Origin of the sequence: Collinsella sp. AF11-11 (assembly GCF_003465485.1) — a bacterium.
In the GTDB taxonomy this organism is placed as follows: Bacteria; Actinomycetota; Coriobacteriia; order Coriobacteriales; family Coriobacteriaceae; genus Collinsella.
On the sequence record NZ_QSAS01000002.1, the window covers coordinates 263,169 to 277,870 of the forward strand.

General features: G+C 60.7%; 13 protein-coding genes. 8 read left to right on the plus strand and 5 right to left on the minus strand.

Going from position 1 to position 14,702, the window contains the following annotated elements:
- Positions 1-102: 102 nt before the first annotated feature.
- A complete protein-coding gene (locus tag DWV58_RS02610; protein WP_117776085.1) occupies positions 103-1,446 on the minus strand; it encodes a homoserine dehydrogenase in 1,344 nt (447 codons plus the stop codon).
- 497 nt (positions 1,447-1,943) lie between these two features.
- On the opposite strand from DWV58_RS02610, the gene DWV58_RS02615 reads away from it, so the two are divergent.
- The 5 genes from DWV58_RS02615 to DWV58_RS02635 all read left to right on the plus strand — a co-directional run bounded on the left by DWV58_RS02615 (position 1,944) and on the right by DWV58_RS02635 (position 6,805).
- Positions 1,944-3,131: an ABC transporter substrate-binding protein gene (locus tag DWV58_RS02615; RefSeq protein ID WP_117776086.1), complete on the plus strand. Its 1,188-nt coding sequence runs from the start codon at positions 1,944-1,946 to the stop codon at positions 3,129-3,131.
- Between the two features lie 139 nt (positions 3,132-3,270).
- A complete protein-coding gene (locus DWV58_RS02620; protein WP_117776087.1) occupies positions 3,271-4,152 on the plus strand; it encodes a branched-chain amino acid ABC transporter permease in 882 nt (293 codons plus the stop codon).
- A gap of 9 nt (positions 4,153-4,161) precedes the next feature.
- Positions 4,162-5,241 (plus strand): branched-chain amino acid ABC transporter permease, encoded by a 1,080-nt coding sequence (locus DWV58_RS02625; RefSeq protein ID WP_117776088.1) that lies wholly within the window; start codon positions 4,162-4,164, stop codon positions 5,239-5,241.
- A complete protein-coding gene (locus DWV58_RS02630) occupies positions 5,231-6,091 on the plus strand; it encodes an ABC transporter ATP-binding protein (RefSeq protein WP_117776089.1) in 861 nt (286 codons plus the stop codon). The genes DWV58_RS02625 and DWV58_RS02630 overlap by 11 nt, the downstream gene beginning before the upstream one ends.
- 12 nt (positions 6,092-6,103) lie before the next feature.
- Positions 6,104-6,805, plus strand: coding sequence for an ABC transporter ATP-binding protein (locus tag DWV58_RS02635; RefSeq protein WP_035137222.1), 702 nt, complete (start codon positions 6,104-6,106; stop codon positions 6,803-6,805).
- 325 nt (positions 6,806-7,130) lie between these two features.
- Here the strand turns inward: DWV58_RS02635 and DWV58_RS02640 are convergent, their stop codons facing one another.
- From DWV58_RS02640 to DWV58_RS02650, 3 genes are read right to left on the minus strand one after another with little or no spacing between them, the layout of a single operon-like run.
- Positions 7,131-7,394 (minus strand): hypothetical protein, encoded by a 264-nt coding sequence (locus DWV58_RS02640; protein WP_117776090.1) that lies wholly within the window; start codon positions 7,392-7,394, stop codon positions 7,131-7,133.
- Between the two features lie 14 nt (positions 7,395-7,408).
- Positions 7,409-8,041, minus strand: a complete 633-nt coding sequence (locus DWV58_RS02645) for a DUF1700 domain-containing protein (RefSeq protein ID WP_117776091.1) — start codon at positions 8,039-8,041, stop codon at positions 7,409-7,411.
- On the minus strand, positions 8,028-8,348 hold the full coding sequence (locus tag DWV58_RS02650) for a PadR family transcriptional regulator (RefSeq protein ID WP_187361915.1): 321 nt from the start codon (positions 8,346-8,348) through the stop codon (positions 8,028-8,030). Before DWV58_RS02650 ends, DWV58_RS02645 begins: the two co-directional genes overlap by 14 nt.
- A 283-nt stretch (positions 8,349-8,631) precedes the next feature.
- Between DWV58_RS02650 and DWV58_RS02655 the strand changes: the two genes are divergently transcribed.
- Positions 8,632-9,309, plus strand: coding sequence for a copper homeostasis protein CutC (locus DWV58_RS02655; RefSeq protein WP_117776092.1), 678 nt, complete (start codon positions 8,632-8,634; stop codon positions 9,307-9,309).
- Between the two features lie 3 nt (positions 9,310-9,312).
- Positions 9,313-10,113 (plus strand): DUF4931 domain-containing protein, encoded by an 801-nt coding sequence (locus DWV58_RS02660; RefSeq protein WP_117776093.1) that lies wholly within the window; start codon positions 9,313-9,315, stop codon positions 10,111-10,113.
- 27 nt (positions 10,114-10,140) lie between these two features.
- Here DWV58_RS02660 and DWV58_RS02665 read toward each other — a convergent pair whose 3' ends face one another.
- Entirely contained in the window at positions 10,141-11,139 is a 999-nt protein-coding gene (locus DWV58_RS02665; protein WP_117776094.1) for a bile acid:sodium symporter family protein, read from the minus strand.
- 274 nt (positions 11,140-11,413) lie between these two features.
- On the opposite strand from DWV58_RS02665, the gene recJ reads away from it, so the two are divergent.
- Complete coding sequence (gene recJ, locus DWV58_RS02670; protein WP_117776095.1) at positions 11,414-14,701, plus strand: single-stranded-DNA-specific exonuclease RecJ; 3,288 nt, start codon at positions 11,414-11,416, stop codon at positions 14,699-14,701.
- Position 14,702 lies beyond the last annotated feature (1 nt).

The window sequence follows — 14,702 nt, forward strand, 5'->3', positions numbered from 1 at the left end:
ATGCGGATTGCGCCAATACGTCCCGTGTGCGCAAGCAAAGGGGCTCTCGTCCACTGCTGGACGAGAGCCCCTCACGCAATATGCCGTAAAGCGAAGACCGAATTAGTTGGCCATGACGCCTTCGGTCCAAACCTCGACGTCCTCGATGCGCAGGACGTTGGCGACCTCGGCCACGCAGTCGACGCTGGCAAGCTCGGCGGCGGCAGCCTGGACGTCCTTCTCGAGCGCGCGGTGCGTCAGGAAGATAACCGAGCAGGCATCGCTGACGCCCGACTTGCCATCCTCGACCTGATTGATGAGCGAGATCGAGATGTTGTGCTTGGCAAAGATGTCGACCGTCTCGGACAGGGCGCCCACGCGGTCGGCGACCTTCAGGCGCACGTAGTACTTGGTCTGGAGCTCGTTCATGGGCTTAAAGGCGAGGTTGTGGCCATAGGGCTCAATCTCGGGCAGCGGGGCTACGCCACGGCTGATCTGCTCGGAGAGCGACAGAATATCGCCCACGACGGCGCTCGCGGTGGGGAAGGAGCCTGCGCCCGCGCCGTAGAACATGGTCTCGCCCACGGCGTCGCCTACCACGTAGACAGCGTTCATGGCACCGTTGACCTTGGCAAGCATGTGGTCGGCGGGGATCAGCGTGGGATGCACGCGGACGTCGACGCCGGCGTCGGTGTTGCGGGCGATGCCGAGCAGCTTAATGGTGTAGCCGAGCTCGCGGGCCTGGGCGATGTCCTCGGCGCCGATGGTACGGATACCCTGCTGGTACACATCATCGGTGGTAACGCGGGTGCCAAAGCCGATGGAGGCGAGGATGGCCGTCTTGCTGGCGGCATCGAAGCCGTCGACGTCGGCGGACGGGTCGGCCTCGGCATAGCCCTTGGCCTGCGCGTCGGCAAGCACGTCGGCGTAATCGGCGCCCTCGGCGTCCATGCGCGACAGGATGTAGTTGGTGGTACCGTTGAGAATGCCGGCGATGGTCAGGATCTTGTTGCCCACCAGGTCGTGCTCGAGCGTGCTGACGATGGGGATGCCGCCACCGCAGCTGGCCTCGCACTTAATCTGCACGCCGCACTCACGCGCCTTCTCGGCAAGCGTCTCGACATGGCGGCCCAGCAGAGCCTTGTTGGCGGAGACGACATGCTTGCCGTTCTCGAAGGCAGTGGTAAAGATCTCGGTCGCGGGGTGCTCGCCTCCGATGAGCTCGACGACGATGTCGACGGCGGGGTCGGTGACGACGTCGTGCCAGTCACTCGTAAAGGCCTCGCGCTCAATGCCTGCCGCCTCGGCCTGCTCCCAAGCAAGCGCGCAGGCGCGGGTCAGCTTAAGGTCGATGCCGTAGGCTGCCAGGTACTCATCGTGGTGGCTCTTGATCAGACGGGCCACGCCGCCGCCGACGGTTCCCAGACCGATCAGACCGACGTTCACGGTGCGCAGGGGTTCGCTCATAGATAGCTCCTTCGTGCATCTTATGGATGGATTAACCGCTTAAAGGTTGAGTGCATTCTAGCGTGAACCGAGGGCGCGTGCTCGCCGGGCAACAGGAGTCGCACAAAACGGCACCCCCGAAACGCTGCGGAAACATTGGAAACACGCTCGCTACAAACGGAACTCCGTAACAAACTGTCAACGTTTGCACCATAAGGTTTGCCCCGTACCGCAAGACGGACGCGTCGCGGCCAGCGAAAAAAAGGGGGACACCATGTTTATTCAGAGCGGGAACGCTTGCAACAGAATGGAAACATTACTTTTACACAATAAAGTGGCATTACTGCATAAAATAATAGAAATACGCAGAAAAATGGATAAATGAACAAATCCAAAGAAAAGTTGAAATAATCGCCACTTTTCCTAACTAAAGCGTCTACTATTTTGCGAACGCCGAACACGGCGAAGGATGGCCTGTCGGGCAACCAAAACCCGACGAGATTTGAGAGGAGAGCCGCATGTCGAGCCTCACCGGTAAGTCATTGAACCCTGTTATGAATCGCAGGAGCGTTATCGCGAGCGCAGCAGGTCTGGGGGCGATGTCCATTCTAGCGGGCTGCTCCTCCAACGGCGGCGACGGTGGTTCCGCTTCGGGCGACGCTTCGTTTAAAATCGGCACCATCGGCCCGCTGACCGGCGCCGCCGCGTCCTACGGCAAGTCCGTTACCCAGGGCGTCGAGCTTGGCTGCAAGGATTTCTCGACCAAGGAGCTGCCGCTTGCCAGCAAGGCCGAGGACGACCAGGCCGACGGCGAGAAGGCCGTCAACGCCTTTAACACCCTGCTCGACTGGGGCATGCAGGCCCTTGTCGGCCCGACCACCACGGGTGCGTCGGTTGCCGTTGCCGCAGAGTGCGGTAACGACCCCAAGACGTTCATGATCACCCCGTCCGCGTCCTCCGAGGACGTCACTGACGGCAAGGATTGCGTCTTCCAGGTTTGCTTTACCGACCCCAACCAGGGCGTCAACGCTGCCAAGTTCCTGGCAGAGAAGTATGCGGACGAGAAGTTTATGCTGTTCTATAACGCTGCCGACGCCTATTCTTCGGGTGTCGCGGATGCCTTTAAGGCCCAGGCTGCTGAGTCCAAGCTCGAGATCGTCGTCGAGAAGACCTTTAAGGACGACTCCGCCACGAGTTTTACCAACCAGCTGACCAATGCTAAGGAGGCCGGCGCCACCATGATCTTCGCGCCGATCTACTACACCCCGGCCTCCGTCCTGCTCAAGAACGCCAAGGACATGGGCTACGACGTCAAGATGATGGGCTGCGATGGCATGGACGGCATCCTGGGCGTGGAGGGCTTCGATACCTCTCTTGCCGAGGGCCTGCTGCTTATGACCCCGTTCTCCGCCGACGACGAGAAGAACGCCGACTTCGTCAACGCCTACAAGGATAAGTACGGCGATACCCCCGACCAGTTTGCCGCCGACGCCTACGACGGCGTGCATGCTGTGGCCGAGGCCCTCAAGGAGGCCGGTCTTGGCGTCGACGCCGATCCGACCGAAGTCGCCGAGAAGCTGTCCAAGGCTATGCTCAAGATTACCGTTGACGGTCTGACCGGCAAGCTCACCTGGAACGATAAGGGCCAGGTCCAGAAGGACCCGACTGCGTACGTCATCACCGACGGCAAGTACGTACAGGCCTAATTTGCCGCCTTATATAGAGCGGTATTGATCCCAAGCAGGGGAGGTTTTGGCCTTCCCTGCTTGCTTGGTATCTAGGGACAACGTAACGTCCCTGTTTCATACATCAACTGGAAACCTATTCGAAAGGGGGATGTGGAACATGACGGTCTTTATCCAATACCTGGTCAACGGCCTGTCCATGGGCAGCGTCTACGCCATCATCGCGTTGGGCTACACCATGGTCTACGGTATCGCCAAGATGCTGAATTTCGCTCACGGCGACGTCATCATGGTCGGTGCCTATGTCTCGTTCTGCGCCACGTCGTATCTCGGCCTCCCGGGCTGGGCATCTGTAGTTCTCTCTTGCGTGGTCTGCACGGTTCTTGGTGTTCTCATTGAGGGTCTGGCCTATAAGCCGCTGCGCCAAGCAGGCCCGCTGGCCGTTCTGATCACGGCCATTGGCGTGTCCTACTTCCTGCAGAACGCCGCGCAGCTCCTGTGGGGCGCCACGCCCAAGAACTTCACTTCGCTCGTCACCTTCCCGGTGCCGGAGTTCTTGGCCAAGTTCAACGTAAGCGCCGTCTCGCTCGTCACCATCGTCGCCTGCCTGGTTATCATGGCCGGCCTGATGTTCTTTACAGGTAAGACCAAGATGGGCAAAGCTATGCGCGCCGTGTCCGAGGACAAGGCCGCCGCTCAGCTCATGGGCATCAACGTCAACCGCACCATCTCGATGACGTTTGCCATCGGCTCCGCCCTTGCCGTTATCGCCGGCGTGCTGCTGTGCTCCTACTCGCCGGTGCTGCAGCCCACGACGGGTGCCATGCCCGGCATCAAGGCTTTCGATGCAGCCGTCTTCGGCGGCATCGGCTCCATTCCCGGTGCCTTTGTCGGCGGCATTCTCATCGGCATCATCGAGGCGATGGCCCAGGCCTACATTTCCACGAGCCTTGCCAACTCCATCGTCTTTGGTGTTTTGATTATCGTCCTGCTCGTCAAGCCTGCCGGCCTCTTGGGCAAGTACGTCCCCGAGAAGGTGTAGGTGAGCGTTATGAAGTTCCTTAAAGACAAGCAGACGCGTCACGACTTTGTCACGTACGCCATGTGCATCGTGGCATTCGCCATCGTGTTCTTTATGCAGTCCAACCATATGATTCCGCGCATGATCGCCGGTCAGTTGGTTCCCATCACGGCCTACATCGTTATGGCCATCTCGCTCAACCTCGTCGTCGGCATCGCGGGCGATCTGTCGCTGGGCCACGCGGGCTTTATGAGCGTCGGCGCCTATACGGGCATCGTTACCGCGGTTGCCCTCGAGAGCGCCGTCCCCTCCGATCCAATACGTCTTGTCATCAGCATTGTGGTCGGCGCTATCGCCGCTGCCATTCTGGGCTTCCTGATTGGTATCCCGGTTCTTCGCCTGAGCGGCGACTACCTGGCCATCGTGACCTTGGCCTTTGGCGAGATTATCAAAGAGATCGTCACCTGCCTTATCGTGGGCGTCGATTCCCGCGGCCTGCACGTTATCTTTAACATCACGGGCAATTCTACGATCGACGACCTGCACCTGCTCGAAGACGGCACCGCCATCATCAAGGGCGCGCAGGGCGCATCGGGTGTGTCGACGTACTCGACCTTCCTCGCCGGTGCCATCCTGGTCATGGTCGCACTCGTGATCGTGCTCAACCTGGTTCGCAGCCGTACCGGCCGCGCCATTATGGCCGTGCGCGATAACAAGATTGCAGCCGAGTCCGTAGGCATCTCCGTCACCGAGTACCGCATGATCGCCTTCGTGGTTTCCGCTGCCCTCGCCGGTGCTGCCGGAGCCCTGTTCGGCGGTAACTTCTCGCAGCTCTCCGCCACCAAGTTTGACTTCAACACGTCCATCCTCATCCTGGTGTTCGTGGTCCTGGGCGGCCTGGGCAACATGCGCGGTTCCGTCATTGCGGCCGCGCTGCTCACGGTGCTCCCCGAGCTGCTCCGTCAGTTCTCGGACTACCGCATGCTCATCTACGCCATCGTGCTGATCCTGGTCATGATCTTTACCAACAACCCGCAGCTTAAGGCGTTCTTCGCACGCATCAAGGATCGCCTTGCTCCCAAGAAGGAGGTGGCAGCCGATGCCCAGTAAGTTTGAGTTCAACAAGGGCAAGATGGTCCCCTATCCTTCTGGCGCCATCGTTCCCGATCGCGACCTGGGCCTGCGCCCGGCGCTCGAGTGCATCCACCTGGGCATTGAGTTTGGCGGCCTCAAGGCGGTCGACGACTTTAGCCTGACCATCGGCAAGACCGAGATCGCCGGTCTGATCGGCCCCAACGGCGCCGGTAAGACCACGGTATTCAACCTGCTTACCAAGGTGTACCAGCCCACGCACGGCACCATCCTGCTCGACGGTGAGGACACCTCGGGCAAGTCGGTCTATCAGGTCAACCGCATGGGCATCGCCCGTACTTTCCAAAACATCCGCTTGTTCAACACTATGACGGTGGAGGACAACGTTAAGGTCGGTCTGCACAACCAGGAGCGCTACTCCGGTTTTGAGGGCGTGCTGCGTCTGCCGACGTATTGGAAGCACGAGAAGGCCGCCCATGAGCGCGCCATGGAGCTGCTCTCCATCTTTGATATGGAGCATCTGGCAAATGAGCAGGCCGGTTCGCTGCCTTATGGCGCCCAGCGTCGTCTGGAGATTGTCCGCGCGCTTGCCACCAACCCCAAGCTACTGCTGCTCGACGAGCCTGCCGCCGGCATGAATCCGTCCGAGACCGCGGAGCTCATGGCGAACATCGTTAAGATTCGCGACACCTTTGGCATTGCCATCATGCTTATCGAGCACGACATGTCGCTCGTCATGAATATCTGCGAGGGCATCTGCGTGCTCAACTTTGGTAAGGTCATCGCCAAGGGCACGGCAGAGGAAATCCAGAACAACGACGCTGTTATCGAGGCATATCTGGGCAAGCAGGATAAGGGGGAGAACTAAATGGCAGAGCCGATGCTTTCCGTCTACAACATCAACGTCTGGTACGGCGCCATCCACGCCATCAAGGACATCTCCTTTAACGTCAACGAGGGCGAGATCGTGGCCTTGATCGGCGCGAACGGCGCCGGCAAGTCTACAACGCTTAAGACTGTCTCGGGCCTGCTGCGTTCCAAGACCGGCTCCATCAAGTTTATGGGCGAGGACATTACCCATACGCCTGCCGACAAGCTGGTGGGCAAGGGCTTGGCCCAGGTGCCCGAGGGCCGTCGCGCCTTTTTGCAGATGACGGTCGAGGAGAACCTGGAGATGGGCGCCTATACACAGCCCAAGTCCACGGTGGCTCCGGGCCTGGAGCGCGTCTATGAGCAGTTCCCGCGCCTGAAGGAGCGCCGTCGCCAGGTCGCCGGCACCCTTTCGGGCGGCGAGCAGCAGATGCTCGTTATGGGGCGCGCCCTTATGAGTAACCCCAAGCTGCTCATGCTCGACGAGCCTTCCATGGGCCTGGCGCCGATTCTGATTGAGCAGATCTTCCAGATCGTCGAGGACCTGCATAAAGCCGGTACCACGGTGCTCCTGGTCGAGCAGAACGCGCAGATGGCGCTCTCGATCGCCACGCGCGGCTACGTGCTCGAGACCGGCAAGATCACCATGACCGGCACCGGCCAAGAGCTGCTCCACGACGATAACGTGCGTAAAGCATATCTTGGTGGCTAGGAGGTTCCGCCGTTCTACCGAACGGCGGACCGGCCGACGCTGCGCGGGCACCAGAGCGACAACTAGTCATTCAAAGAGGACGGCATGACCAGAAGGTCTATGCCGTCCTCTTTTCATGCCAATTTGTTCGCTCTGGTGCCCGCTCGCTGTCCGTCCTCTGCTTGCGGCGCTGCTTTGGTTCTGGCATTTGGGGTAGTTGCTGGGGACGTTCTTGAAAGACTAGTCGTTTAAGAACGTCCCCAGCAACTAGGTCAAAAGGCTTCGAGGGCGGCGTGCTTACGCCCGTCGTGGTGCGCCCGAAGGGGGATGGCTGCTACGAGCTCGATCATTTGCGAGGAGAAGACGAACCAGCCGTTGCAGATCCAATATGGATCTCGCCAACCTCGGCAAGCTGCTCGATGAGTGGAAGCCCTGTCGGGTCGTCTATTTCAACACCACCCAGAATGATGGTGTCATCGCGCAGGTCGATCTGTGTGTTGAACACAGCGAGGTTAAAGCCGGAGGCCACAAATCCGATAGCAGCCAGGACGAGCCCCGTGGCAACAAGCCCACCCGCTACGGCAAGGTAAATCTTTTTTACGCTGGACATGTTTGCACTCCTTCCTATGCCGTAAGCGGCGCCGCTTCAGCGCCCCTGCGGGTCTTACTGCCTCGATCTTTCCAGAAGGGCGAAACGGCTTTCTTCGCCCAAAGGGCAGAGAGGCGCGCGATCTGCTTGGACGCCGTCCAGGCACCGGCTCCCGCGAGGAGCGCCACACCGATGGAAGCGAATCCCATTCCCATCGAGGTTAAAACGTACGGAACATGCCCGATAATGATGCCGTCCACGGTGAACAGGAGCCCCACCACGCCCGCGCCCCCGAATGCCGCGGCCACGATCCACACGCAGAGCGCAAGAACCCAAATGCAGATGTAGACTGTAGCGGCAACGGCGACGAACGCGAACAGCAGCGGAATCCATACCGGAGAGCCCACGATGGCGAGCGCCCATAGAAGCGCCGTGCTCTTGCGCTTGGTCCTCGCAATTGCGCGCGGCACGGCGGGCAGTTCGTCGAGCGTTGCCTCGGCGACCTCACCGAGCGTGCCCATGGCGGCCACAGCCTCGGCCTCCGTCATGCCGTCCTCCATACGGTCGGCGATGGCCTCCGCGTAGAACTCCTGCGTTTCCTTTACCTGATCTGCCGGCAGACAGGCCAGAAGCTCGCCCAGCCGGTTCAAGAACTCATCGCGCGTCATGGTGCGCTCCCTTCACGTAACTGTAGATTTCCTGCACGGATGGCCATTCGGCGAGGAACTCGGCGATACGCTCATGCCCGGTGTCCGTGATGCGGTAGTACCTTCGCAGCCGCCCGTTGTGCTCGGCGGAGCGCGCCGTGATGCACCCTGCCTTCTCCAGGCGCTTGAGCAACGGATAGAGCGTGGACTCCGTGAGCCCCATGCTCGCGGGCACGTCCTTCACGATCTGATAGCCGTAGGATTCCTCGCCCGAGACGGCCGCGAGCACGCAGGCCTCGAGGAAGCCGCGCTTCATCTGTGCCTCCATCCGCACACCTCCTTTCGTAGTATACTGTGTAACACCTACTATATGACACATAGTATATGATGTCAACAGTTGTCGTATAGGGAGCCCGGTCTGTCTGTCCCCTGCGGGTACTCATTGGGGACGTACTTAAATGAGTATCCATCGCTCAAGGTGGCACCTGGGGACGTTCCTTATGTGCCGGCACTTTGGGACACTCCTTGTCAAGGTTTTGTTCCATCGTGCGGGTTGCTATTTAACGTGCGACAATGCCGTGTGGAAATCGAAATGTCTCCGGGGGCTATCTATGCTATACGAATTTTGCGCCGAGAACTTTGAGCGGGTACCGGTGGCCATCAAGGCCGGTGCGGGGCGTATTGAGCTGTGTGACAACCTCGCCGTTGGCGGCACCACGCCTTCCGCCGGCGTTATCAGCGCTACGGTCAGCTACGCTCACGAGCATGACGCGCGAGTGATGTGCATGATTCGCCCGCGTGGCGGTGACTTTCACTACAACCAGGACGAGCTGCGCATGATGGAGATGGACTTGGGTCTTGCCGTGAGCGCCGGCGTTGACGGCCTGGTCTTTGGCTGCTGCAAGCCCTGTGCCGGCGGCTGGGCGCTCGACGAACTCACCCTCGGCGCCCTCGTTATGGCTACGGGCTGCGCGACCGAGGAGTGCAAACGTGAGCCCATCGACATCACCTTCCACATGGCATTTGACCAGCTCTCGCCCGAGGCTCAGCTCGATGCGATTGATACACTTGCCGACTGTGGCGTTACGCGCATCCTCACGCATGGCGGCGCTGCCGGTACGTCGATCGAGGATAATTTCGATCACCTGGATCGTTTAATCGAGTATGCGGGCGATCGTTTGACCATCCTTCCCGGCGGCGGCATCACTACGGCAAATCGCGACGCGGTCGCGGCAGCGCTCGGCGTCTCCGAGCTCCATGGCACCAAGATCGTGCCGCTGGAGGTATAACCCGTGGCGCTGGTATTTGACGTTCAGCAGGCGAGCGGCAAGCCCGATGACAACCGTCGCCCTGGCACCGCGTGCCCCTTTTGCGACACGGAGGGACTCGCCAACATCATCCAGCGCGATGGTGACTGCATCTGGCTCGAGAATAAGTTCAAAACCTTGCGCGCCACCCGTCAGACCGTATTGATCGAGTCGGCCAATCACGACGCCGACCTGGTGACCTACGAACCGGATGAGCTGCATCATGTGATGCGGTTTGCCCTGGGCTGTTGGCAGCAGATGATCGATTCCCAACAGTACCGCAGTGTGCTCATGTACAAGAACAAAGGCCCGCTTTCGGGCGGCAGCCTGGTCCATCCGCACATGCAGATTGTGGGCTTGGAACAGGAGGACGGCTATGCGGCGCTGACTTCCGCCAATTTCGAAGGCATCAATGTCTGGCAGCAGGGGAGAATCTCGGTCAACATCTCAACCGAGCCCATCATGGGATTCTTTGAGCTCAACGTCTCGGCTCCACAGGGAATCGCCGCCAGCGACGACGCCCACGACCAAGCCGAAACGGACCTGTTTGCCGATGCGATTCAGGTGGCCCTGCGCTATATCCTGCACGAGCACCACGGCGGTCGCGCGGAGTCGTACAACTTGTTCTTCTACCACATGGGTGGTCGGACCATTGCCAAGGCGCTGCCGCGTTGGGTGGTTTCGCCCTACTTTGTGGGCTATCGTCTGGCCCAGGTCAATGCCGAAACCACGCTCGATGGCGATGCGGAGCGCCTGCGCATGCATTTGGAAACGTTCACGTTGTAATGCGAACATCCGCGTAATGCGGACAGCCTAGCGTGCCATGGCGTCGCGGCCGGCCTCGACCCGCTTGCGCTGGGCGGCGCGCTCCTCGCCGGTCAGACGCTCAAAGAGATGTCCGATAAGCGAGGCGAGTATCTGCTGAAACAGCGTTCCGCACATGACGGGAAACACGACTTCGCCCGGGAAGTACTGCGTGGCGATGACGGCGCCCGAAGAGATGTTACGCATGCCGCAGGTAAAGCACATGGTAGTCGTCTCGCTATATGGCAGATGGAGCGCACGGGCGACCAGAAAACCGACGACAAAGCCGCTGATGGCGAAGGTCAAAATAAAGAGGGCGACTTCTAGGCGCACCGCGTTCATGTGCAGCACGTACTCGCTCATGGCGGTGGAGTTGGACGCGATGACGCCCATCATCATGAACTTGCAGGCGGGCGAGAGCGCGGGGGAGAGTTTCTCGTGTCCCCATCCGCGCGTGAGCTCGTTGATCACGATGCCGAGCACGGCGGGGATGGCGATCATAAAAGCCATGTTCTGCATCATACTCGGCACGTCAATCGAGACGGTGGCGCCCAGCAGGAGCTTAAGCGTGAGCGGAATCGTCACAGGCGAGATAACCGAGGACGTCAGGATGATGGTGAGCGCGAGCGGGCCGTTGCCGCCGAACATGCTGATCCACATAAAAGCGGTGACGGCCACGGGCACGCTGTACTCGAGCACGATGCCGCAGACAAGGTTGGGGTTGGAGCCAAAGAAGAGTGACCCTATGGCATACGCCGCGATGGGAATAAGCACTGCCGAGACCAGCAGCGCCAGAATCAGGTGCAGCGGACGGTGGAACACCTCGGTTACCTGGTGGAAGGTGTTGCTGAGCGCACCCTGAAACGTCATAAAGGCAAACAGGGCGGGAACGATGGGCTTGAGCACGCCGATCTGCTGGGGAAAGAGCACGCCGAGCGCCACGCAAATCGGAACGATGATCTGCATATGCCCCGCGAGGAACTTTCCCAGTCCAGCCCATTGCTTCATATGTCCCGTGACTCCCTTTATCGGCGAACTCGTTTGTATGGATATGCTAGACGCTCGTATGCGTCCGTGCGGCTGAAACGCTCGATTATTTCGAGGCCATTGCCGCCATCGTTTGCCGAAACCGCGGCGTACCGCGGCGTTTTGCGTCCGCGCTGCACGGTATAATAAATCCGTTCAACAGATCTGCCTGCCGAAGCGGGCATACACAGAGGACTCATCGCTATGAACCGTGAGAGGTATCGCGGCGACCTGCCCCTATCAGGGGTGGGTGCCTATGTCATCGCTTAAGACGACGCATCGCTGGGCGGTCGCTCAGCAAAACCCCGAGCTCGAAAAGGAGCTTTCGGCTGGTCTGGGCATTCCCGGGCTGGTGGCGCGCATTATGGTCGCGCACGGCATTGGCTCCATCAAAGAGGGCCAATTGTTTTTGACGCCTTCGCTCGATCGCGACTGGGCCGATCCACTTATTATCCCGGGCATGTCGGTCGTTGCCGACCGCGTCGAGCGTGCTATTCGCAACCACGAGCACATTGCAGTCTTTGGCGATTTTGACGTTGACGGTATTACGTCGACCTGTCTGTTGACCGAGGCGCTGCGCACGTTTGGCGCCGATGTCACGCCGTTTATTCCGCATCGCTTTGATGAGGGCTACGGTCTTTCGCGCGCGGCACTCGACCGCGTTAACGAGCTCGCTCGCCCCCAGCTGATCGTGACCGTCGATAACGGCATTGCCGCCAAGGAAGAGGTTTCCTATCTGGAGAGCCTGGGGATCGATTTGGTGGTCACGGACCATCACGAGCCCTCCGACCAGGTGCCGCAGGGTGTGCCCCTGACCGACCCCAAGCTCGAAGACGAGGGCCCCTCGCGCGAGCTTGCCGGTGCTGGTGTGGCGCTCAAGCTGGTGCAAGTCCTGGGTGAGCGCCTGGGCAAGCCGTCGTATTGGCGTTCGCTAATCGAGGTCGCGGCGCTGGGCACCGTGTCCGACATGATGCCGCTCACGCCCGAGAACCGCGCACTGGTCGCCGAGGGCATCCAGCAGATGCGCGTGACGGCTCGTCCCGGCTACATCGCACTGGCAGCGCTCGCCAAGGCCGACCTCTCTAGCATTACGGCGGATGGCCTGTCATTCTCGCTCATTCCCCGCTTAAACGCTGCCGGTCGCATGGCCGATCCCAAGCTGGCGCTCGACCTGCTGCTTGCCCACAATCCCATCGAAGCAAGCGCGCTGGCGGCTGAGCTCGAGGAAATCAACCGCCAGCGCCGTGAGATCGAGGCGGAGCTCACGCGCGATGCCATGGCAAAGGTCGAGGAGACCTATGACGGCGGACGCGCGATCGTCGTGGGCGGCGAAGGCTGGCACGAGGGTGTCAAGGGCATCGTGGCAAGCCGTCTGACCAACCGCTATCACGTACCGGCGCTGCTGTTCTCGATCGAGGACGGTATCGCGCGCGGCTCTGGTCGCTCGGTGGGCAAAGTTAACCTGTTTGACGCCGTCGAGCGTTGTTCCGACCTGCTGATTCGTCGCGGCGGACATGCCGGTGCGGTGGGTGTGACCATCGAGGCATCCAAGCTCGATGAGTTCCGCCGCCGCCTTTCCGCCGTGCTATCGGAGCTTTCCGCCGAGGACTTTGAAGACACCGACGAGGTCGCCGCCACCGTCGACCTTTCCGAGCTGAATATCGAGACCATCGAGCAGATCTCCCGTCTTGAGCCGTTTGGCCAGGGCAACAAGGTGCCGCTGCTGGCTGCCGAGGGCGTGACGATGTGCGACCGCGCCGTGGTGGGCAAAACCGGCGAGCACATGCGCTTTGTGGCGACCGATGGCGCCGCGAGTGTGCCGGCCATTATGTTCCGCGTGCCGCAAATCGATAAGCTCATCAACTGCGATAGCGCTGTCGACTTGGTGTTCGAGGCCGTTGCCGAGCATTGGCAGGGGCGTGTGAAGCCCAAGCTCATGATCAAGGATGTTCTGGTTCGCGATACCACGCTGCCCAGCGTCGATGATCCGGCATGCGAGCTTCGTCGTGGCGTGCAGCCGGCGGATTCCGGCCTGCGCCTGGAGTCGCGTAAGCGCGAGACGCTCGCCCAGCTTTCCTATACCGAGCTCACGCGCTCGCTTATCCATAGCTTTATCGGATCGAACCAGCCGCACCGCGCGCAGGTTGAGGCGCTCGATGCCTTGGCCGACCACCAGAGCGTCTTGGCCGTTATGGGAACGGGCCGCGGCAAGTCTCTCATCTTCCATGTACATGCTGCGCGCGAGGCTGTCCTTCGCGGACGTGCGAGCATCTTTGTCTATCCGCTGCGCGCGCTTGTTGCCGACCAGGCCTATCACCTCTCGTCGACGATGGCAGCGCTTGGCATTGGCGTTGGCGTGCTGACCGGCGAGACCGTGGAGGCCGCACGCGATGATGTGTTCGCCGGCCTAGCTTCGGGCCGCACCGGTATCGTGCTCACGACGCCCGAGTTCCTATCTATCCACCGTGACCGCTTCGCGCGTTCGGGCCGCATCGGCTTTGTCGTTATCGATGAGGCGCACCACGCCGGCCTTGCCAAGGGCGGCGACCGCAGCGCCTATCTCGACATGCCCGATATCCTCAAAGCCCTGGGCGACCCGGTTGTTATGGCTGCGACGGCCACCGCGACGGCTCCGGTCGTGGCCGAGCTTGCCCGCATGCTGCCGATTACTCGCACGGTGGTCGACGAGACGGTGCGCGAGAACCTGCAGCTCGAGGACGACCGCGACCTTGCGAGCCGCGAGAACCGTTTGGTGTCGATCGTGGCGACGGGGGAGAAGACCGTCATTTACGTCAATTCGCGCGACCAGTCCGTGGCGCTCGCCAAGACGTTGCGCAAGCGTGTGCCCGATTGCGCAACCCATATCGCGTTCTATAACGCGGGGCTTGCGCGCTCCGATCGCCGCCGCGTGGAGGAAGCATTCCGAGACGGAAGCCTCAGCTGCATCGTCTCGACCTCTGCCTTTGGCGAGGGTGTCAATCTGCCCGATATCCGCCATGTCGTGCTGTACCACATGCCGTTTGGCGCCATTGAGTTCAACCAGATGAGCGGGCGTGCCGGTCGTGACGGACAGCCCGCCGTGATCCACCTGCTCTATTCGTCGCGCGACGCCCGCATCAACGAGCGCCTGCTCGACTGCTACGCACCCGAGCGCGACGAACTCGTCACACTCTATCGTGCGTTGCAGACCATGTGGCGCTCCAACCGCGGTAAGACCGGGGATGATTCATTCTGCGCAAGCGATATCGACATCGCGCAGATGTGCCTTGCCATCGATGCTCGCACGCCGGTCGACGAGCGCTCGGTGGAAAGTGGCCTGGGAATCTTCGAAGAGCTTGGTTTCTGTCGCGTTTCGGGGTTTGACGACACCCGTCGCATCGCGATGGCCGAAAACCCCGGCCGTGTGCAATTGAGCAGGTCAATTCGCTATTTGGAGGGCTTGCGCTCGCGCATGGAGTTCTCGGCTTTCCGGAGTTGGGCGCTCGATTCGTGCGCTTCTGATATGCTAGCCAAAGTTAACCGCCCGATCGTACCGCGGGCCTAGG

Excerpts from the sequence above, each read along its gene's own strand:
- DWV58_RS02610 (WP_117776085.1), bottom strand. The coding sequence starts at position 1,446 with ATGAGCGAACCCCTGCGCACCGTGAACGTCGGTCTGATCGGTCTGGGA.
- DWV58_RS02615 (WP_117776086.1), top strand. The coding sequence starts at position 1,944 with ATGTCGAGCCTCACCGGTAAGTCATTGAACCCTGTTATGAATCGCAGG.
- recJ (WP_117776095.1), top strand. The coding sequence starts at position 11,414 with ATGTCATCGCTTAAGACGACGCATCGCTGGGCGGTCGCTCAGCAAAAC.
- DWV58_RS02635 (WP_035137222.1), top strand. The coding sequence starts at position 6,104 with ATGCTTTCCGTCTACAACATCAACGTCTGGTACGGCGCCATCCACGCC.
- DWV58_RS02665 (WP_117776094.1), bottom strand. The coding sequence starts at position 11,139 with ATGAAGCAATGGGCTGGACTGGGAAAGTTCCTCGCGGGGCATATGCAG.
- DWV58_RS02640 (WP_117776090.1), bottom strand. The coding sequence starts at position 7,394 with ATGTCCAGCGTAAAAAAGATTTACCTTGCCGTAGCGGGTGGGCTTGTT.
- DWV58_RS02625 (WP_117776088.1), top strand. The coding sequence starts at position 4,162 with ATGAAGTTCCTTAAAGACAAGCAGACGCGTCACGACTTTGTCACGTAC.
- DWV58_RS02620 (WP_117776087.1), top strand. The coding sequence starts at position 3,271 with ATGACGGTCTTTATCCAATACCTGGTCAACGGCCTGTCCATGGGCAGC.
- DWV58_RS02645 (WP_117776091.1), bottom strand. The coding sequence starts at position 8,041 with ATGACGCGCGATGAGTTCTTGAACCGGCTGGGCGAGCTTCTGGCCTGT.
- DWV58_RS02630 (WP_117776089.1), top strand. The coding sequence starts at position 5,231 with ATGCCCAGTAAGTTTGAGTTCAACAAGGGCAAGATGGTCCCCTATCCT.
- DWV58_RS02655 (WP_117776092.1), top strand. The coding sequence starts at position 8,632 with ATGCTATACGAATTTTGCGCCGAGAACTTTGAGCGGGTACCGGTGGCC.
- DWV58_RS02650 (WP_187361915.1), bottom strand. The coding sequence starts at position 8,348 with ATGGAGGCACAGATGAAGCGCGGCTTCCTCGAGGCCTGCGTGCTCGCG.